The sequence below is a fragment of the Brevundimonas sp. genome, from assembly GCF_029946145.1.
Taxonomy (GTDB): domain Bacteria; phylum Pseudomonadota; class Alphaproteobacteria; order Caulobacterales; family Caulobacteraceae; genus Brevundimonas.
The window spans coordinates 17,858-43,846 of sequence record NZ_JAQSDY010000027.1; the positions used below are offsets into that span (position 1 = coordinate 17,858).

Below are 25,989 nucleotides of genomic sequence, written 5' to 3' on the forward strand. Positions count from 1 at the left end.
TTTTTCTGTGCTGGCACCGAGATCAGGCAGTCAGAGACCGCGAGCTCGCCCCGAACTACGAAGCCCCGTAGTGCCGCTCCGTCGGCTTGTTTCATGGACCTTCCATCTCAGCCTACAAGACCGCCGTAAAGATGACCTTCGCCAAGGGGGCGTCGCTGGAGGATCCTGCCGGTCTCTTCAACTCCAGCCTCGAGGGCAATACCCGACGCGCCATCGACTTCCCTGAGGGCGATGAGATCGATGAAACGGCGTTGAAGGCGCTCATTCGCGCCGCCGCGGCGCTGAACACCTCCACGCGGGCCGCCGCTCGTCCGACCGCCCGCGGACCAGTTGAACCTGGCTCTGTGCCCGCACGGCCAGGGACGGACGGCTGGCTATCGGCGCGCGCCCGTTGGACAAGGCGCCGGATGACCCGAATCGCCGACCCCGCCGCCTTCATCGCCGCCAACACGCGACCGCAGCCAGTCCCGCATGCGCCGGAGATCTCGCTGTGGCTGGCGGACGAAGTCACACCGATCTGGCGGCTGACCGAGGAGGAGCTCGGCGAGCTGGGCCTGCCGCCGCCGTTCTGGGCTTTCGCCTGGGCGGGCGGTCAGGGACTGGCGCGCTGGCTGCTGGACAACCCGGCCGAGGTCGCCGACAAGCGGGTGCTGGATTTCGCGGCGGGCTCCGGCCTGGTCGGGATCGCGGCGATGAAGGCAGGCGCGGCCTCGGCCCTGTGCGCCGACATCGACCCTTTCTGCGGCGCGGCGGTCGCGCGCAACGCCCTCGCCAATGGCGTGATCATCGACTTCACCGCCGCCGACCTGCTGGACGCTCCGCCGCCGGACATCGAGGTGATCTGCGCCGGCGACGTCTTCTACGAACAGCCGATGTCCGGCCGCGTCCTCCACTGGCTGCGCCTGGCCGCCGACCGGGGGACCCGCATCCTCGTGGGAGATCCGCTGCGCACCTACTTCCCCAGGGAAGGCTTCGACCTCCTGGCCGAATACGCCGTTCCGACCACCCGGGAGCTTGAGGACTCCGCCGTCAAGCACACCCGCGTCTGGACCCTGTCCGGCGCTGGTTGACGAGGCTCTGTCACGGCCACGCTTGGATGGAGGCCGGTGCGGCGCCATCTTCTCCTCATGACCGCCATCCGCGTCCTCGCCGCCGTCCTGCTGCTCGCGGCCGCGCCTGTTCAGGCGCAGGTCCCGCCGACCTGGCAGCCGCGTCCCGGCGTCCAGGCCTTCGATCCGAACCGCTATCAGGCCGACCAGCATCGTTATGAGATCGATCGCCTGCGCGCCCGGGCCGACCAGCGCGAAGCCCTTGCCCGCCAGCAGGAGATAGAAACCCGCCTCAACCGCCTTCGCATCGAGGCCGCGCGCCAGCCCGAGCCCGTCCCGCCGCCGCCGTATCGCGCCCTGCGTTCGCCGGAGGAGGAGCGGGGGCTGCGCCTCTCGGCCGAGGAACGCCGTCGCGCCACGGCGAACCGGGTGGGCCAGATCGACGCCTGGCTGGACCCCGGGGCCGACTAGGTCTCACCTCTGCATCCCTTCCCCTCCGTCCGCGTTCCGGCCTAGCTTGTATCAAGGGACGGGAGAACGACATGCGGTGGCAGGGTGGACGGCGCGGCGGCAATATCGAGGATCGGCGGGGCATGGGCGGCGGCGCCATCGCCGGCGGTGGGATCGGCGCGCTGGTTCTGGCGGCCATCGGCTATTTCGTATTCGGCATCGATCCGTCCACCACGACCCAGCTGGCCAGCCAGTTCGGCGGCGTGGGAGCTTCCGAACAAGGCAAGGAGGGCAGTCCGACGGATCAGGCCGGCGCCTTCGTCGACGTGATCGGCTCCAATATCGACGACGTCTGGAAGACCAGGCTGCAAGGTTATCAGCCGCCGACCGTCACGCTTTATGAACAGGGCACCTCGACCGGCTGCGGTTTCGGCCAGGCGGCGATGGGACCCTTCTACTGTCCCACCGACCGCAAGGTGTATCTGGACCTGTCGTTCTGGCAGCAGCTTGAAACCCAGCTGGGCGCCTCCAGCGCCGACTTCGCCCGCGCCTATGTGATCGCCCATGAGTACGGCCACCACGTCCAGACCCTGACTGGCGCCTCGCAGCAGGTGCAGGACGCCCAGCAGCGCGCCTCCGGTCAGGCCGAAGCCAACCGCTATTCAGTCGCGCTCGAGCTTCAGGCCGACTGTTACGCCGGGGTCTGGGCCGCCAACGCCGCCGCCGTCTCGAACGGCGAGGTGGCGCTGGACGCCGGCGATCTGGAAGCCGGCATGCAGACCGCCTCGGCCATAGGCGACGACACCCTGCAGCGCCGCCAGGGTGGGCGGGTCCAGCCGGACGGCTTCACCCACGGCTCTTCGGCCCAGCGGGTCGAATGGCTGCGGCGCGGCTATGAATCGGGCGATCCCGCCGCCTGCGACACCTTCGGGTCGCTCCAGGGCTGAAAAACACAGTGCCAAGCGTCCACTCCGTCCACTCCGTCCGGAGTGATTTCGCACGGCCTTCAGATTGTCAAAGACCAGGCCCGACGGGTTTCGGACAGCAAAGCACGCGCCTGCGTCAATTTCGGACGTAGGCAAGTTCGGTCGCTCTAGCCGACCGTCAGATCGAGGGGCCGCGAGACGTGCAGCGTCCCGGCCCCAAGGTCCATCGCCACGCGACGGCCGGCGAACGCCTCCATCCCCACCAATCCGCCTGGGAAGTTCGGTAGCGGCGGCTGGTCGAACACTCCCACCGGCACGCGCCGGTACAAATGGTCGGCGAAGGTCACGGTGCGCGCCTCGACAATCGCCGTTCGCGCCGAACCTCCCAGCACCAGATGTACCCCGCTGGTCCGGGGCCGTCCGTCCAGCAGGCCGACCCGGGTGGCGGTCTCGCGGTTCAGCCCCAGCAAGGCCGATGCGCCCGTATCGACCACCGCCTCGACCAGCGCCCCCTCGACCGTCACTTCGGCCGTCAGGGCGCGGCCGGCGCGGCGCACCGCCGCCTCGGCCAGATCGGCGGGACGGACAAATGCCTCGCGGCCCACGAGCCGGCTGTGCCGCCGCGCCGGATCCAGCGCCAGCACGGCCTCGCCCAGCAGGTCCTGCCCCAGGATCAACTGCGTCCCCAGCCCCTGTCGCGAGGCCAGGGGCCCCAGATCGAGGATCGCCGCCCTCAGGCCGCTGACGGTCAGACCCGCCAGCTCGATGTCCAGCGCCGTGCCCCGCCCGACCTGCGCCCCGCCGCCGACGCCATAGGCGACCAGCGGCATGTCGAACAGCGACCGCCCTGCATCCGGAAGTTCGGCGAACAGGGCGCGGTCGATGACGGAATACTGGGCCCCGCTGTCCACCAGGGCGACGAACTGCCGCCCGCCCAGCCGCACCGCGACGGTCGGCGCCGGACCGGGCCGCGCATAGGGCATCCAGGGCGTCGCGCCGCCGGCCGCGAAGGCCAGCGCCGGCTTCGGCCACAACAGATGGTCGCGAGCCCACCAGGCGCCGCCGAGGACGGACGCCAGACCGGCCGTGCGGATCAGGAGAGAGCGGCGGTTCATGCCAGGGAAGATGGCGTGCGGTCCGCCCGGACGCCAGCGGAGCCTTTGTCGCGGCGGTGGGAGACGGCCCGGCCGACGCCCCCCGACGCCGACCGGACCGCCACCGCGCGCCCATCCCCCGAAGGGCGCGGTGCAGGCGGGGTCAAAGGACTCACCCGCTCGCTGACGGTATCTGGCCTTCCAGCGTCACCGGTGTCGATACGGTTCTCCACCCGCGCGAACCGAAGGCCGGCTACCTGTGGCCGAAGGGGACCACCTTGTTTTCGCGGTCATGACCGATATCGGCCGCGCCCAGATACGCAATCCCCGACCGCTGGCACCAGTAGCGGACGATCTCTTCGGGCGTCAGGCCAAACTCCGGTTCGTTAAGGGTGATGTCCGAGACCCGTCCCAGCCGGATGCCCGCGACCCGACGGATCGAGGCCTGGCCCGTCAGGTGGAACATCATCCGGTCGATCCGGTACAGCGGCTCCGACACATCCTCCAGCATCAGGACATGCCCCGTGAGGTCGGGCTCCAGCGCGGTGCCGACGAGGGCGTCCAGTATGCTGAGATTGAAGGCCGCCGCCGGGCGCGGATCGTCGGCCAGCGAAGGCTCCCACGACGCCGGATCGCCCGACCTCAGCCAGTTGATCGCCCGCCAGGCGGTGGCGTCGTTGCGCACCGCGTCCGAAGCCATCGGCCCGTGTGCAAGATGCGGAAACCCGGCCTTGTAGAGCAGGGCCAGAATGCTGCCGGCGTCCGAATACCCCAGATACCGCTTCTTGCGCGCGACCGGCTCCAGCCGCGGCAGCACCGCCTCGGCGATCCGGCACGAGCCATAGCCGCCCCGGGCGAACCACACCGCGTCCAGCCGCGGATCGTTGGCGTATTCGACGAACGCCGCCGCCCGGCTCGCGTCATCGCCCCCGAAATGGCCGTGTTTGCCGAAGCTGGCGGGGTGGAAGACGACCTTGACCGAACCGTCCGGAATGTTGGTCGCAAACCACGCCTCGACGGCCTCGGCCCGCTCCCGGTTGAAGCGCGAACTGGCGTTGACGATGCCGATCTTCATGGACGTGTCTGGCCTCAGGCGTCGCCCGTGCTAGTCAGGCCGCCGGACATTCCCCGGTTTCGCCCTCATGAATCAAGACGACTATTTCTTCTGCGGCATCGGCGGGTCCGGAATGCTGCCCCTGGCCCTGATCGTTCAGGCGCGGGGAGGACGGATCGAAGGCTCGGACCGGTCGCGCGACCAGGGCCGGACGCCCGAGAAATTCGCCTGGCTGGAAGCCCACGGCGTCACGCTACACCCGCAGGATGGCTCGGGCGTCACCCGCTCCGGCCAGACGGTCGTCGCCACGGGCGCGATCGAGGACACGGTGCCCGACATCGGCGCGGCGAAACGCGTCGGCGCCAGCATCGTCACCCGGCCCGAACTTTTGTCCCAACTGTTCAACGCCGCCCCCGCCTCCATCGGCGTGGCCGGCACCAGCGGCAAATCGACCATCACCGGCATGATCGCCTGGATCCTGCATGGCGCCGACCGCCGGCCCACGGTCATGAACGGGGCAGTGATGAAGAATTTCGCCGACGCCGATCATCCCTTCGCCAGCGCCCTGATCGGCGGCCCATGGTCTGAAGAGACTGGCCTGTTCGTGTCCGAAGTGGACGAGTCCGACGGCTCCATCGCCCGCTACGATCCGACGGTGGCCGTGGTCTCCAACATCTCGCTGGACCACAAGTCGATGGAGGAGCTGCGCGACCTGTTCGGCGGCTTCACCGACCGCGCCACGAAGGCCGTGCTCAACCTCGACAACGTCGAGACCCAGGCGCTGGCCCAGTCCCTGCCCGGCGACAAGGTCATCACCTTCGCCCTGGGCGAGGAGTCCGCCACCCTCAACGCCCACGATCTGGAGCCCCTGCCGACCGGGATGCGCTTCAACCTGACCGAACTGGGCGGCGAGCCATTGCCGGTCATTCTGAACGTCCCCGGCGCCCACAATGTCGCCAATGCCCTGGCGGCGATCGGCGCCGTGCGCGCGATCGGCGTGCCGCTGACCGAAGCTGTCGCCTCGCTGGAGACCTTCGCCGGCATCCGTCGGCGGATGGAGGTGGTCGGGACGGCCAACAGCGTCACCGTCATCGACGACTTCGCCCATAACCCCGACAAGATCGCCGCCACGCTGAAGACCCTGCACGCCTTCGACGGCCGCCTGCTGATCCTGTTCCAGCCGCATGGCTTCGGCCCGCTGCGGCTTATGAAGGACGAGTTCATCGACGGATTCGCCGGCCTGTTGCGCGCCGGGGACGTGCTGCTGATGCCCGAGCCCGTCTACCATGGCGGCACGACCGACCGCAGCGTGAGCTCCGACGACATCGCGTCCGGCGTCCGCGCCGCCGGCCGCACCGCCGAGGCCCTGCCGACCCGCGAGGCGTGCGGCGACCGGCTGGTCGAACTGGCTCGCCCCGGCGACCGCATCATCGTCATGGGGGCCCGCGACGACACCCTGTCGACCTTCGCCGCCGCCCTGCTGGACCGCATAGGCCGTCCGCTTACAGATTGATTTTCAAGACAATCTCGCAAAACTTTCACGTACGGCAAAGCTCGCGTTAAGAGCTGTCCCCTATCCGTCTGGCCCCAAGCAGGAGTTGCGTATGGCCCGGATCGGAGACTTCGCGAGCGCCCCGGACCCCATAGGTCCGGACACGCCCGGCGCTGACGTTTTCGACCGTTTCCAGCGTGAGCCCGATACCCTGGTCATCGCCGTCGTCGACACCGACCGGCGCCCCGTCGGTCTGATCGAGCGCAACACCTTCACCTTACGCATGGCCGCCGAGTTCGGCCGGGCCCTGTACGCCAAACGCCCCGCGGCGACCTTCATGGACTCGGCGCCGCGCGTCCTCGACGCCGACGCGGACGCCGACATCCTGTTCCAGAGCATGGACGCCGCCAATCTGGGCGCCCTGTTGAATGGCTTCGTCGTCACTTCGGGCGGGTGCTATGCTGGCGTCTGCGCCGGCGTGCACGTGCTGCAGGCTGGCAGCGCCATTCACCGCCGCCGCGCCGAGGAAATGGGCGCCCTGATCCGCGACCTTGCCCGCGCCGAGGCCGAGGCCCGCGCCTCCAGCCGCGCCAAGTCCGAATTTCTCGCCGTGATGAGCCATGAGATTCGCACCCCGCTGAACGGCGTTCTGGGCGTCGCCGCCCTGATGGAACGCGAACTGACCCAGAAGGCGATGAAGCCCTATGTCCGCACTATCCTGGACTCCGGACAGAACCTGCTGCGGCTGCTGACCGACGCGCTGGACATGTCGCGCGCCGAGGCGGGGCAGATGGGGCTGGAGGCCGCGCCGGTCCATCTGGATACGGTCGCCGCCGATCTGCTGGCGCTCTGGAGCCCTCGCGCCCAGGAAAAGGCCCTGGCCCTGACCGTCGTCCACGAGGCCGACGGCCCCGACTGGGTCATGGGCGACGAAATGCGGTTGAAGCAACTGCTCAACAACCTGATTGGCAATGCCCTGAAATTCACCCCGTCCGGCGAGGTCAGCGTGCGTCTCGCCAGTCGCTGGCGGGACGGCGCAGTGGCCATAACCGGCGTCGTTGACGACAGCGGACCGGGCATCGGCGACGACATCGCCGGCGCCGTGTTCCAGCCCTTCAACACCGGCCGCGTGGGCCGGGAGGGAGCCGGAGCCGGTCTCGGCCTGGCGATCTGCCGCCAGATCGTCGAGCGGATGGACGGCGCGATCGGCGTCGAACGCTCGCCGCACGGCGGGGCCCGATTCCACTTCTCCCTGCGGCTGCCGGGCGCGGGACCCGAGGTGCTGGCCGCGGCCGTGAAGATGGCGGAACCCACGCCGCACGAAACCCTGCATGTCCTGGTGGTCGACGACAACGCGACCAACCGTTTCGTCGCCGGCAAGGTTCTGGAGCTGTTCGGCTGCACCTTCGACAGCGCCGAGAACGGTCTGGAGGCCGTCCAGCGGGTCCAGACGAAGCCGTTCGATCTGGTGCTGATGGACATCAAGATGCCCGTGATGGACGGGGTTGAGGCGACCCGGGCGATCCGGGCCTTGCAGGCTCCCGTCAGCCGCATTCCGATTCTGGCGCTGACCGCCAACGCCGATCCCAGGGACGAGATGGAATATATCGCCGCCGGCATGGACGGGGTGTCGCAAAAGCCGATCCAGCCCGACGCCCTGCTGAATGCGATCCGTCTGGTCTTCAGCGAGGTCGCGGCCCGCGTCCCGGTGCCGGAAGCCGCTTGAACCGGACAAGGCTGCCTGCCCCGCGGCAGGTCCGATGCGAAGGTCTCCGCCGCCCATGCGGGCGCGTTCATCAGAAGCCATTGCAAATCGTTCGCAACTTCGGCACAAGCCGGGAGTGACTGACGCCGCCCCCGCCAAACCCGGAAAGGCCCTGAACACCAAGCGGTCGTTCTGGCTGAAACAGTTGCACCAGTGGCACTGGATTTCCGCCGCCGTCAGCCTGATCGGCCTGCTGCTGTTCGCGGTCACCGGCATCACCCTGAACCACGCCGCCTGGATTCCCGCGACCCCGGCGACCGTCGAACAAACCGGCCAACTGCCCGCGCCACTGCTGGCGCGCCTGTCCGCCCTGCCCGAGGAAACCACCGACCCTGTACCCGACGCCGTCGCGCGCTGGGCCTCGGACGCCTTCAAGGTCCGGATCGCCGGACGCGCCACCGAAATCACCGCCGACGAAGTCTATGTCTCCCTGCCGGAGCCGGGCGGCGACGGCTGGCTGACCATCGACCGGGCCACCGGCGAGGCCCTGCGCGAACGCACCACGCGCGGCGCGATCGCCTGGTTGAACGATCTGCACAAGGGCCGGAACACGGGCGTGGTCTGGTACTGGTTCATCGACGTTTTCGCCGCCGCCTGCATCGTCTTCGCCGCCACCGGCTTTGGCCTGACCTGGCTGCACGCCCGTCAGCGGCCCTCGACCTGGCCGTTGGTCGGCCTTGGCCTGCTGATACCCGCCGTCATCGCCCTTCTGTTCATTCACTGAGTTTCCGATGCGCCAGCTTCCCCTGATCCTGACCGCCGCCGCGACCGCCGTCGCGGGCCCGGCCCTGGCCGCGGACATCACCGTCTCGGTCGAGATTCCGCGCCTGTCGGTCGCCGCCTACCACCGCCCCTATGTCGCGGTCTGGATCGAGCGCCCGGACAACACCGCCGTGCGCACCCTGGCGGTCTGGTACGAGGTTTCGAACGTTGCCGAGGGCAGGGACTGGCTCAAGGACATGCGCACCTGGTGGCGCCGCGGCGGCCGCTCGCTGACCCTGCCCATGGACGGCGTCTCCAGCGCCACCAAGGCCCCGGGCCGTCATGCCGTCACCGTGCCGGGCGCCCGCCTGGGCGGCCTGCCCGTCGGCGACTACGTCATGGTCGTCGAGGCCGCCCGCGAACTGGGCGGACGCGAAGCCGTCCGCGTGCCCTTCCGCTGGGGCGCCGCCAACACCGCCCGCGCCACCGGCTCCACCGAACTGGGCGCCGTCAGCGTCACCGTCACCCGCTAGGGAACCGCACCATGAAGAAGCGCATCGCCCCCATTGCTGGAGTGCTGGCCGCTCTCGCCGCCCTGGCCCTGCCCATGTCGGCCCAGGCCCACCGCGCCTGGCTGGCCCCGACCTCGACCGTGCTGTCGGGCACGGATGCCTGGGTCGGGTTCGACGCCGGCATGTCGAATGGCGTCTTCATCCCCGACCACGCCGCCATGAACCTTGCCGGCCTGACCATCACCGCGCCCGACGGTTCGACCGCCGCGCCCGCCAACGCCATGGTCGGCAAATACCGATCAACCTTCGACCTGCATCTGACCCAGGCCGGTACGTACCGGATCGCCAATGTCTCGGGCGGCGTCATGGTCACCTACAAGCAGGGCGGCGAGAGCAAACGCTGGCGCGGGGCCGAGGTGGATATGTCTGCAAGCATCCCGCCCGACGCAACAGAAGTGGTCGCCACGCGCTCGAACAGCCGCACCGAAACCTTCGTCACCCTGGGCGAACCGTCGGCCGTCACCCTGACCAACCAGGGTATCGAACTGCTCCCCGTCACCCACCCCAACGATCTGGTCGCGGGCGAGGCCGCCACCTTCAAACTGGTCCGCGACGGCCAGCCGGCCGCCGACATGGAGGTGATCATCGCCCGGGGCGGCACGCGCTACCGCGACAATCCCGAGGAAATGACGGTCCGCACCGGCGCCGACGGATCCTTCACCGTCACCTGGCCCGAAGCCGGCATGTACTGGATGAACGCCGCGATCCGGACGCCCGCCTCGGGTTCGCGGATGGCCTACAGCGCCGCATACAACGGCGTCGTGGAAGTCCTGCCCTGACCGGCGCACCGCCCGGCCACCGCGGCGCGCCGCCCCCCGTCGCCATCGGCGGGGCGCGGCCGGACAACCGCGTCCTGATCCCGACCCATGGGCGAGCGCCCGCGCTACCGACCTTCGACCTGATCTGGGACTTCGCCGGCGAGACCATGGGCACCAGCTGGGCCGTGCGTCTGGTCCCGTCGCCGGGCCTCGACCGTACTGTGTTCCAGACCGCCATCGAGGACGAACTGGCGGCGATCATCGCCCTGTTCAGCCATTGGGACCCGGCGTCGGAGCTGGCCCGGTTCAACACGGCGCCGCCCGGATTCTGGGCTGTGTCGGAGCCATTCTGGGACCTGCTGAACCGCGCGATGGACCTCGCCGACGATACAAACGGCGCGGTTGATCCGACACTGGGCGCGCTCGTCGACCTGTGGGGCTTCGGCCCCCCGGGGCCGCGCCCGGACCTTCCTTCCGACGACGCGATCACAGCGGCCCTCGCCGTCAGCGGCTGGGGCGCTCTCCGCCTGAACCGCGAGGCCCGCGCGGTGCAGCAGCCGGGCGGCCTCAAACTGGACCTGTCCGGCATCGCCAAGGGTCACGCCATCGACCAGGTTTCCGAACGCCTGACCGCCCTCGGCGCCGTCCACCATCTGGTCGAGATCGGCGGCGAACTGCGCGGCGCCGGCGTCAAGCCGGGTGGCCATCCCTGGTGGGTCGAACTGCGGCAGGCGCCCGGAACGCCCGCCCCGCGCACCGCCGCCGCCCTGTTCGACATGGCCGTCGCCACCTCGGGCGACTGGGTCCGCCGGTTCGAAAGCGGCGGCCGGGTCTACAGCCACACCATCGACGGCGCCGCCGGCAGGCCGATCGACAACGGCGTCGCCTCGGTAACCGTTCTGGCCGACACCGCTCTGTACGCCGACGCCATGGCCACGGCCCTGACTGTCATGGGGCGCTATGATGGCCCGGCCTATGCCGAGGCGTTGAACATCGCGGCCGCCTTCGTCGTGCGGACGGAAACCGGGATGGTCGAGATCGTCTCTCCGGCCTTCGCAGCCATGGCCGCCGAGGGCGCGTGACCGCCGATCCCATGCGCTGGCTTTGGACGGCCGTCGCGATCGGACTGTGGTTGCTGGTCGTGGCCGCCGTCGCCTGGAGCCGCGCCCGCGCCCGCCGCGCCGCCGCGGCCCGCGCCGGCGCGCTCAGTTCCGGCGGTAACGCTGTCGTGGTCGCCTTCGCCAGCCAGACCGGCCTCGCGGAAGAACTGGCCTGGGTGACCGCGCGCAGCCTGTCCGACGCCGGGACCGGCGCCCGTGTCGTCCCTCTCGGCGAGGTCGACGCCGCCGTACTCAAGACCACCAACCGGTTGCTGGTCATCGCCTCCACCACCGGCGAGGGCGACGCGCCGGACAGCGTCTCTCGCTTCCTGCGTCAGACCATGGCCGCCCCCGCTGACCTGTCCGGCCTGAGCTATGGCCTCCTGGCTCTGGGCGACCACACCTACAACGACTTTTGCGGCTTCGGCCGCGCGCTGGACGGCTGGCTGCAGCGGTCCGGAGCCGAGCCGCTGTTCGACCGGGTCGAGGTCGACGACGGCGACGCCGGCGCCATCCGGCACTGGCAGCACCAGCTCGGCCTGCTGATCGGCTCGACGGTCCGGCCCGACTGGACGCCGCCGGTCTGTGACCGCTGGGCCCTGGTCGAGCGCCGCCATCTCAATCCGGGCAGTCCGGGCGGCGAGGCCTGGCTGCTGGGCTTCGCGCCGGTCGGTCACCAGCCGACCTGGGTCGCGGGCGATATCGCCGAGATCGGTCTGCCGGCGCGCGCCGATGGGACCGACCCCGGCAGTCGTGAATATTCGGTCGCCTCCCTGCCGCGCGACGGTCGAGCCGACTTCATCGTCCGCCTCATGACCCGCCCGGACGGGTCTCCGGGCCTGGCCTCGGGCTGGCTGACGCGGGAGCTCGCGGTCGGCGCCGCCATCGACATGCGTATCCGCGCCAACCGCAGCTTCCACGGCCCCTCGCCCGAAACCCCGCTGATCCTGATCGGCAACGGCACGGGCCTGGCGGGCCTGCGCGTCCACTGGAAGGCCCGCGCCGGCCGGCCGCACGGCGGCGTCTGGCTGATGTTCGGCGAGCGCACCCGCGCCCATGACGCCTTCCTCGACGACGAGCTCCAGGCGGCCCTGATGGCTCGCGACCTGACCCGCCTCGACCGCGTCTTCTCGCGCGATCCCGGAGACGGCCGCTACGTCCAGGCGCTGATCGCAGAACACGCCGATGATCTCCGGGCCTGGGTCGACCGCGGCGCGGCCATCCATGTCTGCGGCAGCCTCGAGGGCATGTCGAAGGGGGTTCAGTCGGCCCTCGCGGACGCCCTCGGCGGCGAACGCCTTGCGCAACTGACCGAGGCCGGGCGCTACCGCCGCGACGTCTACTGAGGCCTCAGGCCTCGGCCCAGCGCCGCAGCAGGTTGTGATAAACGGCCGTCAGCTCCAGCACCGCCGTGTCCTGGGGCCCCCTGTCGGCGCTGACCCGCTGGATGGCGACATCCAGCCGGAACAGGGTCTCGCGGTCCGCGTCGTCGCGGACCAGGCTCTGGATCCAGAAGAAGCTCGAGACCCGCGCGCCCCGCGTCACCGGGGTGACCTGGTGCAGGCTCCTGGAAGGATAGAGCACCATATCCCCGGCCGGCAGTCTGACGCTCTGCGGGCCGTACATCTCCTCTACGATCAGCTCGCCGCCGTCGTAGTCGTCGGGCTCCGACAGGAACAGGGTCGCCGACAGGTCGCTGCGGATACGGATCGGACCCCGTTGGCGGATGGCGTTGTCGACGTGCAGGCCGAACCGCTCGCCGCCCTCATAGCGGTTGAACAGCGGCGGAAAGACCGTGTGCGGCAGGGCCGCCGAGACGAACATGGGATTGGCGTTCAGCGCCTGATGGATCAGCGCCCCGACTTGCTGCGCCTCGGCGCTGTCCTCGGGCAGTTGCCGGTTGACCTTGGCGCCCGCCGACTGATGGCCCGAGGTGATATTGCCGTCGACCCAGGGCCCCGCGTCCAGACGCGACCGCAGGGTCGCGACCTCCTCCTTGGTGAAGACGCTGGGGATGTGGAGCAGCATGAGCCGATCAGTACCTGAGATTCAGCGTCAGGATAGCCTGCCGCGCCGGCGCCACGTCGGCGTGGTGCACGCCGTTGGTGCGCATGATGTATTCCTCGTCACCGGCGTTCTGGACATTCAACTGCAGGGTCGCGGTCTCGGTCAGATCGTACGAGGCGAACAGATCGAACCGCGTCCAGGCCGGGGCGTACACACGGTTGGCGCCGCCTCCAGCCCCGCCCTGGTTGCCGCCGAAGCTGTCGGATACATGATAGAGACCCCCGCCGACGCTCAGGGCGGGAATGACGCGGTAGGTCGTGAACAGGCTGAACGAATGTTCGGGCGTATTGGCCAGGGCGTCGCCGACGTTGACGTTGGTGTAGGCGCCCGAAACCAGTTCGCTGTCCATCCAGGTGTAGCCGCCGAACACCTGCCACTGACGGGTGATGTTGCCGGATACGCCCAGCTCGATCCCCTTCACCTCGGCCTCTCCGGCCTGTTCGAAGACGCCGGGCGCGACCTGGATCTGGGCGTTCTCCCGCGTCAGCATGAAGGCCGCCGCCGACAGCGCCAGCCGGTCGTTGAACAGATTGGCCTTGGCCCCGATCTCCCAGCTGATCGTCTCTTCGGGATCGAGGAGTTCGACGCCCACGGCCCCGCCCGTGCTCTGATCTCCGGCCGACAGGGTCGGCGGCGTCGAGGAAGTGGCCCAGGAGGCATAGACGCTGGAGTCGGCGGTCGGCTTGTAAACCAGTCCGATCTGGTAGTTCAGGAAGTCCCAGTCGGCGCCGACGGGGGTATAGACGGGCGCTGCGAGCGTGCCCGAGGCGTTTCGGCCCTCGACCGAATAGTCGTCGTACCGCAGACCCAGATTGACCACGAACCGCTCTCCGATCTCGATCGAGTCGAGCGCATGGAGGCCGACCGTGTCGGTGGTGGCGTTGCTGATCAGTCCACGGACGATCGTGCCCGTCCACGGGTCCTGCGGGCTCGGCGCATACACCGGCGTGCAGTCGAAACCGGTCAGGGGCGCCGGACAGATCGAACCGCTGGTCGTGGTGACGGTCCAGGACGCATTGCTGTTGTCCTCGCGCGCCAGCTCCAGGCCCACGTCGAAGCTGTGCCGCAGCTCCCCGGTCGAAAAACGCCCCGTCAGGTCCGTGACATTGGCGATGGTCCGGGTCGGATTCCACCGCGACTTGGTTGCGCGTTTCATCCACCAGGTCCCTCCGACCAGGGCCGCGCCGCCGTTGGTGACATTGCCGCCGTCACCGGGGTTGGTCACCACATAGTCGTTCAGCGTCCCGGACCAGCGGCTCACGTTCCGCAGCGTCAGACTGTCGTTGAACGCATGCTCGAAATCGAAGGTGAAGGTGTCGACCGTAGTGGTCAGATAGTCCCGCGCCTCCAGCCCATAGAAGCTGTCGTAGGGCACATCCAGAATGCCGCTGTCGGTGGTGCGCACGCCAATCTTGGTGAACAGCGGAATGCCATAGTCGGGCATCTGGTTTGACGTCAGGTGATAGTAGCTGAAGGTCCCGGTCGAGCGCGTTCCCAGACCCGCCGCCAGCGACAGGCCGACACCCCATTTGTCATAGTCGACGCTGTCGCGGCCGGGCGCGTCGCCCTCCGATCCCATCAGGTTGATGCGAAGGCCGGCGGTTTCTCCCAGATGCCAGTTCCGGTCGACCGTCGCGCGCACATAGCCATCGGTTCCGACGCCCAGGCCGAAGCGGGTGAAGTCGGTCAGTCGGGGCGCCTTGGAGCCCAGGTTGATGCTGCCGCCGCCCGAGCCGCGGCCCGAATAGACCGCGTCCGGCCCCTTGATGACCTCGACCTGTTCGAGATTGAAGACCTCGCGCTGCTGACCGCCGCTGTCGCGGATGCCATCGACGAACACGTTGTTGCCAGAGGACTGTCCGCGGATGAACGGCCGGTCGGCCAGCGGCTGGCCGCCCTCGCCGGCGCCGAAGGTGATCCCGGGCGAGGTGCGCAGAATGTCCTGCAGCGAGGTCGCGGCCGTCTGTTCGATGATCTGCTGCGGGATGATGGTGATCGAGCGCGGGGTATCGACCAGGGGAGCCACGAACTCCGGGCCCGTCGGTTCACGCTTCACTGGACGGCCGTCGACCGTGATGGTCTCCAGCGTTGTCGCTTCCTGGGGTTCTCCATCCGGCTCCGGCTCGGCCAGGACGGGGCCGGCCATCAGCATGCCGGCGGCGCTGGAGGCGAACAGAAGGGCGCGAAGCGCGTCGGCGCGGGAGGTCATGAAGCGATCCGGAGGGCTTGAAGTTGCGATCAGCTCGCAATACCAGCTTCACTGGCCCGCGCAATCCAGAATGCGAATAAGTCGCAATATTATTCGCATTCCTGATGGGCGAGGCGATCCGGCGGAGCTCGTCCGGACGCCTCCCCGGCGCCCGCAAACCGGTGCGGATATTACCGGGCGTGGAGTTCAAGTCAGAGCCTCTTAAAAGCTTGACCATATCCGTCATGGTTCATTGCACGGCGTTCCCGAGTAACTTTGCCGTGCAATATTGCTTTACTTCGGTTTCATCTTGATTTCGTACAAGTGGAGGGATGCATCGCCTGCCTGTCATTCCTGTGCCGCCGATACTGGCCTCCCGGGCTGTCGCCGAGGGCCTTGCGATCGATCCGCGCCGTACGATTTCCACTGACGCCAATGCGCGGGCGGGCCTGCGGTGACCTTCTCCGGATCGGGGCAACGCCTGCTGACGTTCCGCCATCTGCGGACGCGTCTGACCCTGCTCTACATGGGACTGTTCAGTCTCGCCCTGATCCTCAGCGCCCTGGCCGTCTTCACGGCCTTGACCAGCAACGCCCGCCAGATGGTGCGTGACGAAATCGCGTCGGTCGGCGCCATCTATGACCAGCTCTGGGAGGCCAGTTCGTCCCGGCTGCGTCAGGGGGCGGGAATCCTGGCCCGGGACGACGACTTCCGCGAAGCCGTCGCGACCGATGACGCGCCGGGGGTGCGTTCGGTGTTGGCCGACCTGCGGGTCCGCCAGGGTGTCGACGGGGCCATGATGCTGGGTCGCGACGGTCACGCAACCTCGGCCGGGATCAGTCCCGACGCGGCCGCCCTGGACGCCCTGTTAAAGGGCCTCGAGTCCGGCCGTCTGGAAGCCGGCGTCCTGATGATCGACGGCCAGCCGTTCCAGCTGGTCGCGGCCCCCGTCAACGCCCCGGCCAACGCTCCCGCGCCGATGGGCTGGGTCATCTTCGCCGAGCGGCTGGACGCGGATCAGATGCGCAATCTGGAGCGCCTCTCAGCCATTCCCCTGTCCGCGACCGTGGTCCTGAACCCGCCGCAGGAGTCGATGGGGCCGCCGGCCATGATCAGAACCGGCGAGGGCCCGTCGATGCGGTTGGCCCACCCGCTCCCCAGCTTCAACCCGGCGGCGACGGCCGCCCTGCTGCTGACCTATCCGCTGGACCGGGTCATGAAACCCTATGAACCGCTGTTCCTGTGGCTGACAGCGATCGGCAGCGGCGGCCTGGCGCTCCTGATGGGCGGCGCCTGGGCGCTGTCGCGCGGCCTGACCCGGCCGATCACGGCCCTGGACGAGGCCGTCCACCGTCTCCAGCAGGGCGAGTATGTGGAAGCCCCGGTCACATCCAACGACGAGATCGGCCGTCTGGCCGCCAGCTTCAACGCCATGGTCGGCGACCTGCGGGACCGCGAGGCCAGGCTGACTCACATGGCCCTGCACGATCAGGAGACGGGCCTGCCCAACCGCCTGGCCCTCGAGCGCCAGGCCGGCGCCCATGCCGAGGCCTGGGTGGTCCTGTTCGGCGTCGATCGCTTCGAGGTGGTGCGCAACGCCATCGGCTACGATTCCATGGGCCGTCTGCTGGCCGTGCTGGGGGCCCGGCTCTCGGCCCTCGCCGACGGCGCGCCCATGGCTCGCGTCGGCGCCGGGGCCCTCGGTCTGGTCATTGTCGCGAGAAGCAAGGCCGAGGCGCTGGAGGCGGCCGAGCATCTGGCCGCCGCCGCCCAGGCGCCCATCAATGTGAACGGCGCGCCCGTCGACATCGCGCTGACCGCGGGGGTGGCGGGTCACGGCGCGGCCGGTTCCGACCTGATCTCGCCGGTGGACCGGGCCGCCATCGCCCTCGACCAGGCCCGCGCCGCCCGACGAACGGCCGCGGCCTTCGATGAGGTCGCCTACGGCGACCCCGCAGGCAACCTGTCGCTGATCTCGGAGCTGATGACCGCGCTCGCCGACGGCGAGGTCTCCCTCGCCTATCAGCCGAAATACGATTTCCGGGCCCAGGGGATCACTGGCGTCGAGGCCCTGATGCGCTGGACCCATCCCCGCCGTGGCGTCGTCTCGCCCGATCTGTTCATCTGCATGGCCGAGGAGACCGGCCACATTCGTCCTTTGACCGAATGGGCCATCCGTCGCGCGATCGAGGACCAGAAGATCATGGCCGCCTCCGGCCACGTCCTGACCATGGCGGTCAACATATCGGGCCGCCTGTTGTCCGACGAAAGCTTCGCTGACTTCGCCGTCAACGAGGTCGCGACCTCGGGCGCGGACCTGTGTTTCGAGATCACCGAGACGGCGGTGATGGACAATCCCGAGATGGCCCTGCGCATCGTCGACCGGTTCGCCGACGCGGGCATTTCGGTCTCGCTGGACGATTACGGCTCGGGCCTGTCGTCCCTGACCTATCTGAAGCGGATCCGCGCCGACGAACTGAAGATCGACAAGAGTTTCATCCTCGGCCTCGACGATTCGGCCCGCGACGCCCTGCTGGTCAAATCGACCATCGACCTGGCGCACGGCCTGGGCCTCAGGGTGACGGCCGAGGGGGTCGAAACGCCCACCGCCCTCGCCCTGCTGCGCGGCATGGGCTGCGACCTGGCCCAAGGCTACCTGATCGGCCGTCCGGTTCCGATGGCCGCCCTTCTGGATCGGCTGGCCGCACCGGCCGACGACGCGAAATCCGCCGCCCTCTAGCCGGCCGCCACCAGTTTCATCGACACCGAGAGATCGGCCAGTTTCGCGGCGTCCACGGGCGTCGCCCTGCCGATCATCATTCGCCCGGCCATGAATTCGGCGGGCGCGTTGACCGCCTCGGCGCACAGGATCCGGTCGCCTTGGAGGTGGAACACCGCGAAGGACGCCCCCTCCCCGATCACGCCCGGATCGCCGCGCACGACCTGGCGGTCGGCGCCGTCCGGCAGGCCGGCGATCTGAAGCTTGAGGTCGTACTGGTCCGACCAGAACCACGGAACCTCCGGCGTGGGCGCGACGCGCCCGACAATGGCCGAGGCCGCCTGTTTGGCCTGCTCCAGTGCATTGGGCACGCTCTCCAGACGATGCCGCCGTCCGCCGTGCACGGAGACCGGACGGAAGGTGGTGTCGCCAATGGCCCAGATGGCCGGATCTGACGTCCGCGCATTCTCGTCCACGACCACCCCGTTCTCGCACGTCAGACCCGCCGCTCGCGCCAACGCGTCGTTGGCCAGCGCCCCTACCCCCACCAGCACCGAGTCAGCCTCGATCAGCCGCCCGTCCGCCAGCCGCACTCCGGCCTCCTCGAACGCCGTGACCTCGGCCCCTGTCAGGACCTCGACGCCCTCGCTGCGGTGGCGGGCGGTGAAGAAGGCGGACAGGGTCTCCGACGCGACCCGGGCCAGCACCCGGTCCATCCGTTCGATCACCACCGCTTCGGCCCCCAGCGCCCGCGCCGAGGCCGCGGCCTCCAGCCCGACATAGCCGCCGCCGACGATGGCCAGACGGCGCCCCGGCCCCAGCGCCGCCTTCAACCGCCCGGCGTCGGCCAGGGTCCGCAGCTCCAGCAACCCGGGCCGGTCGGCCCCCGGAATCGTCAGCCGCCGGGCGGTCGAACCGGTCGCCAGGATTAGGGCGTCATAGGATTCCACGGTTCCGTCGGCGAAGGCCACGGTCCGCGCCCCCGCATCGATCGCCGTGGCCGTGACGCCGGTGCGCAGATCAATGTCATGCTCGGCGTAGAAGACCTCGGGCCGCAGCAGCAGCGCCTCGAGATCAACCTCGCCCTTCAGCCATGCCTTGGACAGGGGCGGTCTCTGATAAGGCGGCGCCGGCTCCTCACCCACCAGCAGGATCGGCCCCTCATGCCCGTACTGGCGAAGCAGGGCCGCCGCCGTCCCGCCCGCATGGCCCGCGCCGATGATCACAACCCTGGTCATGGTCCCCAGATAGAGGCGCGAGGGGCGGGGGTCGAGGGGTCAGCGAAGCGGACTTCCGGTCTCGATGTCGATCCCGTTCTCCCTAGCCAATCTTCTCTTGACCGTTCCACTGTTACACCTTAGTGGAACGTCATGATCAACACCGTCCCCCGCAACGCCGCCGCCACGGCACGCAGCCGAGTCGCCCTCTACGACGCCCTGCTGTTGCTCAGGACGCGCGACGAGGTCGACGTCTTTCTGGCCGATCTTTGCACGCCGTCGGAACTGCGGGCCTTCACCGAGCGCTGGGAAGTCGCGCGCCTGCTCGACGCCGGCGGCAAATCCTATCGCGAGATCGCCGCCGAGGCCCAGGCCAGCCCCACCACCGTCGTCCGGGTCGCCCGGTTCCTGAAAGAGATGCCGCACCAGGGCTACCGCCTCATCCTCGACCGCATCAAAGCCTGAGTAGAAAACATGAGTACCGTCCAGGGCCGGCTTCGCATCGCCGTCCAGAAATCCGGCCGTCTGTCCGACCGCAGCCTCGACCTCGTCCGCGACGCGGGCCTGCGCGTGGTCAAGGGAAACAACGACCTGCTGTACCGGGTCGAGAACTATCCCATCGACCTTCTTCGGGTGCGCGACGACGACATTCCGACCTTCGTCGCCGACGGCGTCTGCGACCTGGGCATCGTCGGCGAGAACGTGCTGGAGGAGGTCCGCAACGGCGGCCCCGTGGCCGAGGTTCTGATGCCGCTCGGCTTCGGCCGCTGCACCCTGAAGATCGCCACGCCCCCGACCCTGGCCTGGGACGGCCCGGCCTCGCTGAACGGCCTGCGGATCGCCACCTCCTATCCGAAGATCCTGCGCCGCTGGCTCGACGCCCGGGGGGTGCAGGCTGACATCGTCACCATGCGCGGCGCCGTCGAGGTGGCCCCGCGGCTGAAGCTGGCCTCGGCCATCTGCGACCTGGTCTCGACCGGCGCCACGCTGGAAGCCAACGGCCTCGGCGCGAAGGAAACGGTTCTCGAAAGCCAGGCGGTGCTGATCAAATCGCCGGTCGCGCCCGAGCCGGGCCTGCAGCACCTGCTGGACAGCATCGTCGAGCGCATGGCCGGCGTCGTCTCCTCCCAGGGCGCCAAATATGTGATGCTGAACGCCCCCCGCTCGGCCCTGGCCGAGATCACCGCCATCCTGCCCGGCGCGGGCGCCCCCACCGTCATGCCCCTGTCCGGCCGCGACGACGCCGTGGCTGTGCACGCCGTCTGTCAGGAGGCGGTCTTCTGGGAGACCCTGGAACGGCTCAAGGCCGCCGGCGCCTCGGCCATCCTGGTCCTCCCCATCGAGAAGATGATGTGATGAAGCGCTTCGACTGGACCGCGCTCGACACGGCGGGCCGCGCCACCGCCCTCGCCCGCCCGCGTCAGCGCACCGAAGCCCGCGTCACCGACACGGTGCGCGACATCCTCGAGGACGTCGCGGCGCGCGGCGGTCAGGCCGTGACCGACTGGAGCGTCAGACTGGACGGCGCCCCCCCGCGCCGCATCGCCCTCACCTCCGACGTCGTCGCGGCGGCCCGCGACCAGCTGCGTCCGGCCGACACCCGGTCCATCCGCATCGCTGCCGAAAACGTCCGAATCTTCCACGAGGCCACCCGCCCCGAGGACTCCGACTGGGTCGAAATCACCCCGGGCGTCCGCTCGCGTCTGGTCTGGCGGCCCCTGCAATCGGCCGGCCTTTACGTGCCCGGCGGTTCGGCTCCCCTGTTCTCGTCCCTGCTGATGATGGCCATCCCCGCCGCCGTCGCGGGCGTCGGCCGCCGCGTGGCCGTTACTCCGCCGTCGAAGTCCGGCCAGCCGCACCCGGCCATGATCTACGCCGCCGCCGAGGCCGGTCTGGATGCGCTCTGGCTCATCGGCGGCGCCCAGGCCATCGCCGCCCTGACCTTCGGCGCCGAGCTGGAAGACGGCGTCATCGAACCTTGCGACAAGCTGTTCGGTCCGGGCAACGCCTGGGTCGCCGAGGCCAAGAAACAGGCATCCGCCCGTCCCGGCGGCCCCGCCGTCGACATGCCCGCCGGCCCGTCCGAACTGCTGGTCATCGCCGACCGCCGGGCCGATCCGGTGCTGGCCGCCGCCGACCTGCTCAGCCAGGCCGAGCATGACGCCGACGCCCAGGTCATCCTCGTCTGCGACAGCGAACGGATGGTCGACGAAATCCTCGCCGAAGTGGACGCCCAGCTGCCCTCCCTGCCGCGCGCCGACATCGCTCGCGCCTCCCTCGCCGAAGGTCGCGCCATCCGCGTGGCCGACCTCGACACCGCCTGCGCCGTCGCCAACGCCTACGCCCCCGAACACCTCGCCCTCCAGACCGAGGACGCCGACGACCGCGTGGCGAAGATCACCGCCGCCGGCGCCGTCTTCCTCGGCGCCTTCGCGGCCGAGACCCTGGGCGACTACGCCGCCGGCCCCAGCCACGTCCTGCCCACTGACGGAGCCGCCCGCACCCTGGGCGGCCTGACCACGGCCAGCTTCATGACCTCCATGTCGGTCCAGAGCGTCTCTGAAACCGGCGCCGCCGGACTGGCTCCGATCGCCGCCCGCCTGGCCCGGCTGGAAGGCCTCGAGGCCCACGCCCGCGCCGCCGATCTGAGGTTGGGCGAATGAACAATCTGCCCGCCCCCTTCGCGCCGCTGGTTGCAGGCGGCGACGGCCTCGGCCGCTATCCGGCCGAGCCCCGCGCCCTCGCCTTGCGCATGGCCGAGGTCTATGGCGTGGCCGCCGATCAGGTCCTGCCCGTGCGGGGCCTGACCCACGGTCTGGAACTGGTCTTCCGCCTCGCCGCCCGCGACGGCGAGGCGGTTGAGGCGCCCGACGCCGAGCCGTACCAGGCCCTCGCCGCCCTCTACGCCGCCCCGCCCGCGGGCGCGCCCGTCGCGGCCGTCATCCTGCGCGCCCTCGGCTCGCCCGAGGCGGTGGCCGGGATGGCCGAACGCGTCGCGCCCGCCCTCCTGGTTATCGACGAGGGCGCGGCCGAGTTCGCCGACGCCGTCTCCGCCGCGACCGTCATCGCAGACCACGCCAATCTGATCGTCCTGCGCAGCCTGTCGCTCGCCTACGGGCTCGCGGGCGCCCGGGTCGGCGCCGCGCTCGCCCAATCCCGGACCCTGGCCCGGCTGGCCTCGGTGCTCGAGCCCTACGCCCTGCCCGAGGTTTCCGTTCGGCTGGCCCTGCAGGCGCTCGATCCGTCGCGGATGATGGAGAGCGGCGAACGCATCGCCGCCGTCCGCCGCGAGCGCGAGCGACTGGTCAAGGCGCTGGGTCGCGACATGCCCGTCGAGCCCGGGTTCGGCCCGGTGATCATGGCCCGCCCGTCTGACCCCGACACGGTGACCACCGCCCTCGCCCGCCTCGGCGTCGCCGCCGGGCGCGCCGGCGAACGGGTCCGTCTGCCGGTCTCCGCCACGACCGAGGTCAACGACCGGCTTCTGGCCGCCCTCGGCCTCGGCGTCGCATCGGCCCGCCCGCACCGCACCGGTCAGGCCGTGCGCGACACGAAGGAGACCCGCATCGTCTGCGCCGTCGATCTCGACGCCACCGGGCCCGTCTCCATCGCCACCGGCGTGGGATTCTTCGACCACATGCTGGAACAGGTCGCGACCCACGGCGGTTTCTCCCTGCGTCTCGCCTGCCAGGGTGATCTGCACACCGACCCGCACCACACCATAGAGGACTCCGCCATCGCCCTCGGCCAGGCGCTGAAACAGGCGCTGGGCGAGCGCAAGGGCATCGCCCGCTACGGCTTCACCCTGCCCATGGACGAGGCCAACGCCTCGGTCTCCATCGACCTGTCGGGCCGCCCCTATCCCGTCTTCGAGGGGACCTTCTCCACCCCCTTCATCGGCGACTACCGCACCGACCTGACGGCCCACGTCTTCCGCTCGCTGGCCGAGGCCATGGGCGCGGCGATCCATGTCTCGGTCACCGGCGCCGACGACCACCACAAGACCGAGGCCGTCTACAAGGCCTTCGGCCGCGCCCTGCGACAGGCCATCCGCATCGAGGGCGACGCCGTGCCCTCGACCAAGGGTGTCCTTTGAGCCAGGTCACCATTCTCGCCTATGGCGCCGGCAACGTCGCCTCGGTCCAGTTCGCGCTCGAGCGGCTCGGTGCGACTGTTCGCCTGACCGCCGATCCTGCGGCGATCGCTGACGCCGAACGGCTGATCCTGCCCGGCGTCGGGGCGGCAGGCTACGCCATGTCCCGGCTCCGCGACCTCGCGCTGATCGAGCCGATCCGGGCGTTTTCCCGGCCTTTGCTCGGCGTCTGCCTCGGTCAGCAACTGCTCTTTGAATCCAGCGACGAGGGCGGTTCGGTGGACCTGCTCGGCCTCATCCCGGGTCAGGTCCGGCCCCTGACCCCCGGCCCTGGCCTGCCTGTCCCACATATGGGATGGTCGCGGCTGTCCCGGCTCAGGGATGACCCGCTTCTCGACGGCGTCGACGACGGCGCCTGGGCCTATTTCGTCCATGCGTTCGTCTGCCCGGACGGACCGGCGACCATCGCCCGCGCCGACTACGGCGGCCCGGTTCCGGCGGTGGTCCGCGCCGGGAACCGCTGGGGCTGCCAGTTCCACCCCGAGCGCTCGGCGGCGGCCGGAGCCCGCATCCTGCAGAATTTCCTGGAGCTTCCCGCGTGATCGTCTACCCCGCCATCGACCTGCGTCAGGGCGCCTGCGTCCGGCTGATGCACGGCCGTTTCGACGCCGTCACACACTACGACGACAAACAGCCCGCGGCCCGTCTGGCCGCCTTCGCCGCCTCGGGCGCGCAATGGGCCCACATCGTCGACCTCGACGGCGCCGAGGCCGGACGCGCCGTGCAGCACGCCCTGATCGGCGAACTGACGGGAGCGGTCGATATCCGCATCCAGTCGGGCGGCGGCGTCCGCTCCGCTGACGATGTCCAGGCCCTGCTGGACGCCGGGGTCGCCCGGGTGGTGGTCGGGTCGCTGGCGGTGTCGCAACCCTGGACCGTCGCCGACTGGCTGACCCGGTTCGGTTCGGATCGCATCACCCTGGCCATCGATGTGAAGGCTGACGGCGACCGCTGGATTCCGGCGCTCAAGGGCTGGACCGAGGCCGCAGAAGTCGATCTGTGGGCCGCGCTCGACCGCTACCCTCCCGGCCTCTCCCGTCACCTGCTGGTGACCGACGTCGGCCGCGACGGCGCCCTGACCGGTCCCAATATCGACCTGCTGGGCGAGATCGCCCGCCGCCGTCCCGACCTCAAGGTCCAGGCCTCGGGCGGGGTGTCGCAACTGTCGGACCTGACCGCCGCCCGCGCCGCCGGTTGCGGCGGCGTCATCGTCGGCCGCGCCCTCTACGAGGGCCGGTTCACCGTCGCCGAGGCCGTGGCGGCCGTCGCATGACCGCCCGCCGCATCATCCCCTGTCTCGACGTCAAGGACGGCCGCGTGGTCAAGGGCGTCCGCTTCCAGGGCCATGCCGACATGGGCGACGCCGCCGAACTGGCCGCCCGCTACCGCGACCAGGGCGCCGACGAACTGGTCTTCTACGACATCACCGCCAGCCCCGAGGGCCGCACCCTCGACTATGGCTGGGTTCGCGACATCGCCCGCCTGCTCGACATCCCCTTCAGCGTCGCCGGCGGCATCCGCAGCGTCGATCAGGCCGCCCGCTGCCTCGACCACGGCGCCGACAAGGTGTCGATCAACTCCCCCGCCCTCGAACGCCCCGAACTGATCGGCGAGATGGCTGGCCGCCTCGGCTCCCAGTGCGTCGTCGTGGGCGTCGACTCGAAGCGCTCCGGCGATGACTGGCTGGTGCATCAGTACACCGGCGACCCGACCGCCAGCCGCGGCGCCGGCCGCCGCACCATGGACTGGATCGTCGAGGCGCAAACCCTCGGCGCCGGCGAGATCGTCCTCAACTGCATGGACGAGGACGGCGTGCGCCACGGCTACGACATCGCCCAGCTGTCCGCCGCTCGCGCCTGTCTGACCATTCCGCTCGTCGCCTCCGGCGGCGCCGGCGCCGCGTCGCACTTCCTCGAGGTTTTCGAACAGGCCGACGTTTCGGGCGCGCTCGCCGCCAGCGTCTTCCACACCGGGACCCTGACCATTCCCGACCTCAAGGCGTTCCTCCTGGATGCCGGGCAGGAGATGAGACTGTGATCGACCCCGCCACCCTCGATTTCGACAAGTCCGGCGGCCTCATCCCCGTCGTCGTCCAGGACGCCGCCACCCTGCAGGTGCTGACGCTTGCCTGGATGGACCGCGCCGCCCTCGATGAGACCCTCGCCTCTGGCGAAGCCACCTTCTTCTCCCGCTCGCGCGGCGGCCGCTGGCGCAAGGGCGAAACCTCGGGCGACCGGCTGCACGTCGTCTCCATCACGCCCGATTGCGATGCGGACTCCCTGGTCCTCAAGGTCCGTCCCGTCGGCAACGCCTGCCACCTGAACCGCACCAGCTGTTTCGGGAACGAGGACGCGCCGGGTCTGGGCCGCATCGCCCGGCTGGAGGCGACCATCGCCGCCCGCGCCTCCGCCGATCCATCCGAAAGCTGGACCGCCCGCCTCCTCGCCGAAGGCCCCAAACGCGCCGCGCAAAAGGTCGGCGAAGAAGGCGTCGAGACCGCCCTGGCCGGCGCCGCCGGACCGGATTCGGAACTCGCTTCCGAGGCCGCGGATTTGGTCTATCACCTGCTGGTGTTGCTGCGCGCCCGTAACATGGTGTTTCAGGACGTCCTCGACGTCTTGGCTCAGCGAGCGGAAGCGGCCAGACACAATCCCGGTCCGGCCGGGACCTGAACGAAGGAGAG

The 25,989-nt window shown here is 69.8% G+C and carries 24 protein-coding genes and 1 pseudogene; 20 read left to right on the plus strand and 5 right to left on the minus strand.

The genetic code is table 11. The features are described 5' to 3' along the window. Nucleotides 1-86: 86 nt before the first annotated feature. The 4 genes and pseudogenes from PSV23_RS12195 to PSV23_RS12210 form a co-directional block, all read left to right on the plus strand. Nucleotides 87-263, plus strand: a pseudogene (locus tag PSV23_RS12195) (DUF1801 domain-containing protein); the annotation flags it as partial. Nucleotides 264-407: 144 nt separating this feature from the next. After that, entirely contained in the window at nucleotides 408-1,070 is a 663-nt protein-coding gene (locus tag PSV23_RS12200) for a methyltransferase (RefSeq protein ID WP_300470449.1), read from the plus strand. 57 nt (nucleotides 1,071-1,127) lie between these two features. Continuing rightward, nucleotides 1,128-1,520, plus strand: coding sequence for a hypothetical protein (locus PSV23_RS12205; protein ID WP_300469322.1), 393 nt, complete (start codon nucleotides 1,128-1,130; stop codon nucleotides 1,518-1,520). Between the two features lie 71 nt (nucleotides 1,521-1,591). Then, nucleotides 1,592-2,446: a neutral zinc metallopeptidase gene (locus PSV23_RS12210; protein WP_300469324.1), complete on the plus strand. Its 855-nt coding sequence runs from the start codon at nucleotides 1,592-1,594 to the stop codon at nucleotides 2,444-2,446. A 146-nt stretch (nucleotides 2,447-2,592) separates the two neighbouring features. On the opposite strand, the gene PSV23_RS12215 is transcribed toward PSV23_RS12210, so the two are convergent. Continuing rightward, the gene (locus tag PSV23_RS12215; protein ID WP_300469326.1) at nucleotides 2,593-3,540 is read right to left on the minus strand and encodes an aspartyl protease family protein; all 948 of its coding nucleotides are present in this window, start codon (nucleotides 3,538-3,540) and stop codon (nucleotides 2,593-2,595) included. Nucleotides 3,541-3,772: 232 nt separating this feature from the next. Continuing rightward, nucleotides 3,773-4,594, minus strand: a complete 822-nt coding sequence (locus PSV23_RS12220) for an LD-carboxypeptidase (protein WP_300469328.1) — start codon at nucleotides 4,592-4,594, stop codon at nucleotides 3,773-3,775. 67 nt (nucleotides 4,595-4,661) lie between these two features. Here PSV23_RS12220 and murC point away from each other — a divergent pair, with 67 nt between their 5' ends. The 7 genes from murC (at nucleotide 4,662) to PSV23_RS12255 (ending at nucleotide 12,308) form a co-directional block, all read left to right on the plus strand. Beyond that, nucleotides 4,662-6,086, plus strand: coding sequence for a UDP-N-acetylmuramate--L-alanine ligase (murC, locus tag PSV23_RS12225; protein ID WP_300469330.1), 1,425 nt, complete (start codon nucleotides 4,662-4,664; stop codon nucleotides 6,084-6,086). A gap of 91 nt (nucleotides 6,087-6,177) precedes the next feature. Further along, nucleotides 6,178-7,791, plus strand: a complete 1,614-nt coding sequence (locus PSV23_RS12230) for a response regulator (protein ID WP_300469332.1) — start codon at nucleotides 6,178-6,180, stop codon at nucleotides 7,789-7,791. Between the two features lie 115 nt (nucleotides 7,792-7,906). After that, nucleotides 7,907-8,554 carry a PepSY-associated TM helix domain-containing protein gene (locus PSV23_RS12235; RefSeq protein ID WP_300469334.1) on the plus strand — a complete coding sequence of 216 codons (648 nt, stop codon included), beginning with the start codon at nucleotides 7,907-7,909 and terminating at the stop codon, nucleotides 8,552-8,554. 7 nt (nucleotides 8,555-8,561) lie between these two features. Beyond that, nucleotides 8,562-9,065, plus strand: a complete 504-nt coding sequence (locus tag PSV23_RS12240) for a DUF2271 domain-containing protein (RefSeq protein ID WP_300469336.1) — start codon at nucleotides 8,562-8,564, stop codon at nucleotides 9,063-9,065. 11 nt (nucleotides 9,066-9,076) lie between these two features. Then, a complete protein-coding gene (locus tag PSV23_RS12245) occupies nucleotides 9,077-9,883 on the plus strand; it encodes a DUF4198 domain-containing protein (protein WP_300469338.1) in 807 nt (268 codons plus the stop codon). Between the two features lie 146 nt (nucleotides 9,884-10,029). Next, on the plus strand, nucleotides 10,030-10,944 hold the full coding sequence (locus tag PSV23_RS12250) for an FAD:protein FMN transferase (RefSeq protein WP_300469340.1): 915 nt from the start codon (nucleotides 10,030-10,032) through the stop codon (nucleotides 10,942-10,944). Further along, a complete protein-coding gene (locus PSV23_RS12255; RefSeq protein ID WP_300469342.1) occupies nucleotides 10,941-12,308 on the plus strand; it encodes a sulfite reductase subunit alpha in 1,368 nt (455 codons plus the stop codon). The genes PSV23_RS12250 and PSV23_RS12255 overlap by 4 nt, the downstream gene beginning before the upstream one ends. 4 nt (nucleotides 12,309-12,312) lie before the next feature. Here the strand turns inward: PSV23_RS12255 and PSV23_RS12260 are convergent, their stop codons facing one another. Both PSV23_RS12260 and PSV23_RS12265 read right to left on the minus strand, forming a co-directional pair. After that, nucleotides 12,313-12,990 carry a Fe2+-dependent dioxygenase gene (locus PSV23_RS12260; RefSeq protein ID WP_300469345.1) on the minus strand — a complete coding sequence of 226 codons (678 nt, stop codon included), beginning with the start codon at nucleotides 12,988-12,990 and terminating at the stop codon, nucleotides 12,313-12,315. Nucleotides 12,991-12,997: 7 nt separating this feature from the next. Beyond that, nucleotides 12,998-15,238: a TonB-dependent siderophore receptor gene (locus PSV23_RS12265; protein ID WP_300469347.1), complete on the minus strand. Its 2,241-nt coding sequence runs from the start codon at nucleotides 15,236-15,238 to the stop codon at nucleotides 12,998-13,000. A 433-nt stretch (nucleotides 15,239-15,671) separates the two neighbouring features. Here PSV23_RS12265 and PSV23_RS12270 point away from each other — a divergent pair, with 433 nt between their 5' ends. Then, nucleotides 15,672-17,957 carry a bifunctional diguanylate cyclase/phosphodiesterase gene (locus PSV23_RS12270; protein ID WP_300469349.1) on the plus strand — a complete coding sequence of 762 codons (2,286 nt, stop codon included), beginning with the start codon at nucleotides 15,672-15,674 and terminating at the stop codon, nucleotides 17,955-17,957. Here the strand turns inward: PSV23_RS12270 and PSV23_RS12275 are convergent. Continuing rightward, nucleotides 17,954-19,174: an NAD(P)/FAD-dependent oxidoreductase gene (locus PSV23_RS12275; RefSeq protein WP_300469352.1), complete on the minus strand. Its 1,221-nt coding sequence runs from the start codon at nucleotides 19,172-19,174 to the stop codon at nucleotides 17,954-17,956. The genes PSV23_RS12270 and PSV23_RS12275 overlap by 4 nt on opposite strands. A 132-nt stretch (nucleotides 19,175-19,306) precedes the next feature. Between PSV23_RS12275 and PSV23_RS12280 the strand changes: the two genes are divergently transcribed. From PSV23_RS12280 to hisIE, 8 genes are read left to right on the plus strand one after another with little or no spacing between them, the layout of a single operon-like run. Then, nucleotides 19,307-19,618, plus strand: coding sequence for a YerC/YecD family TrpR-related protein (locus tag PSV23_RS12280; protein ID WP_300469354.1), 312 nt, complete (start codon nucleotides 19,307-19,309; stop codon nucleotides 19,616-19,618). A gap of 9 nt (nucleotides 19,619-19,627) precedes the next feature. Further along, nucleotides 19,628-20,509, plus strand: a complete 882-nt coding sequence (gene hisG, locus PSV23_RS12285; protein WP_300469356.1) for an ATP phosphoribosyltransferase — start codon at nucleotides 19,628-19,630, stop codon at nucleotides 20,507-20,509. Further along, nucleotides 20,509-21,816, plus strand: a complete 1,308-nt coding sequence (gene hisD, locus PSV23_RS12290) for a histidinol dehydrogenase (RefSeq protein ID WP_300469358.1) — start codon at nucleotides 20,509-20,511, stop codon at nucleotides 21,814-21,816. The genes hisG and hisD overlap by 1 nt, the downstream gene beginning before the upstream one ends. After that, nucleotides 21,813-23,249, plus strand: coding sequence for an imidazoleglycerol-phosphate dehydratase HisB (gene hisB / locus PSV23_RS12295; RefSeq protein WP_300469360.1), 1,437 nt, complete (start codon nucleotides 21,813-21,815; stop codon nucleotides 23,247-23,249). Before hisD ends, hisB begins: the two co-directional genes overlap by 4 nt. Beyond that, nucleotides 23,246-23,848: an imidazole glycerol phosphate synthase subunit HisH gene (gene hisH / locus PSV23_RS12300; protein WP_300469362.1), complete on the plus strand. Its 603-nt coding sequence runs from the start codon at nucleotides 23,246-23,248 to the stop codon at nucleotides 23,846-23,848. The genes hisB and hisH overlap by 4 nt, the downstream gene beginning before the upstream one ends. Then, nucleotides 23,845-24,579 (plus strand): 1-(5-phosphoribosyl)-5-[(5-phosphoribosylamino)methylideneamino] imidazole-4-carboxamide isomerase, encoded by a 735-nt coding sequence (locus tag PSV23_RS12305; protein ID WP_300469364.1) that lies wholly within the window; start codon nucleotides 23,845-23,847, stop codon nucleotides 24,577-24,579. The genes hisH and PSV23_RS12305 overlap by 4 nt, the downstream gene beginning before the upstream one ends. Continuing rightward, nucleotides 24,576-25,343: an imidazole glycerol phosphate synthase subunit HisF gene (hisF, locus tag PSV23_RS12310; RefSeq protein ID WP_300469366.1), complete on the plus strand. Its 768-nt coding sequence runs from the start codon at nucleotides 24,576-24,578 to the stop codon at nucleotides 25,341-25,343. The genes PSV23_RS12305 and hisF overlap by 4 nt, the downstream gene beginning before the upstream one ends. Further along, complete coding sequence (gene hisIE, locus PSV23_RS12315) at nucleotides 25,340-25,978, plus strand: bifunctional phosphoribosyl-AMP cyclohydrolase/phosphoribosyl-ATP diphosphatase HisIE (RefSeq protein WP_300469368.1); 639 nt, start codon at nucleotides 25,340-25,342, stop codon at nucleotides 25,976-25,978. The genes hisF and hisIE overlap by 4 nt, the downstream gene beginning before the upstream one ends. The last annotated feature ends 11 nt before the right edge of the window (nucleotides 25,979-25,989 follow it).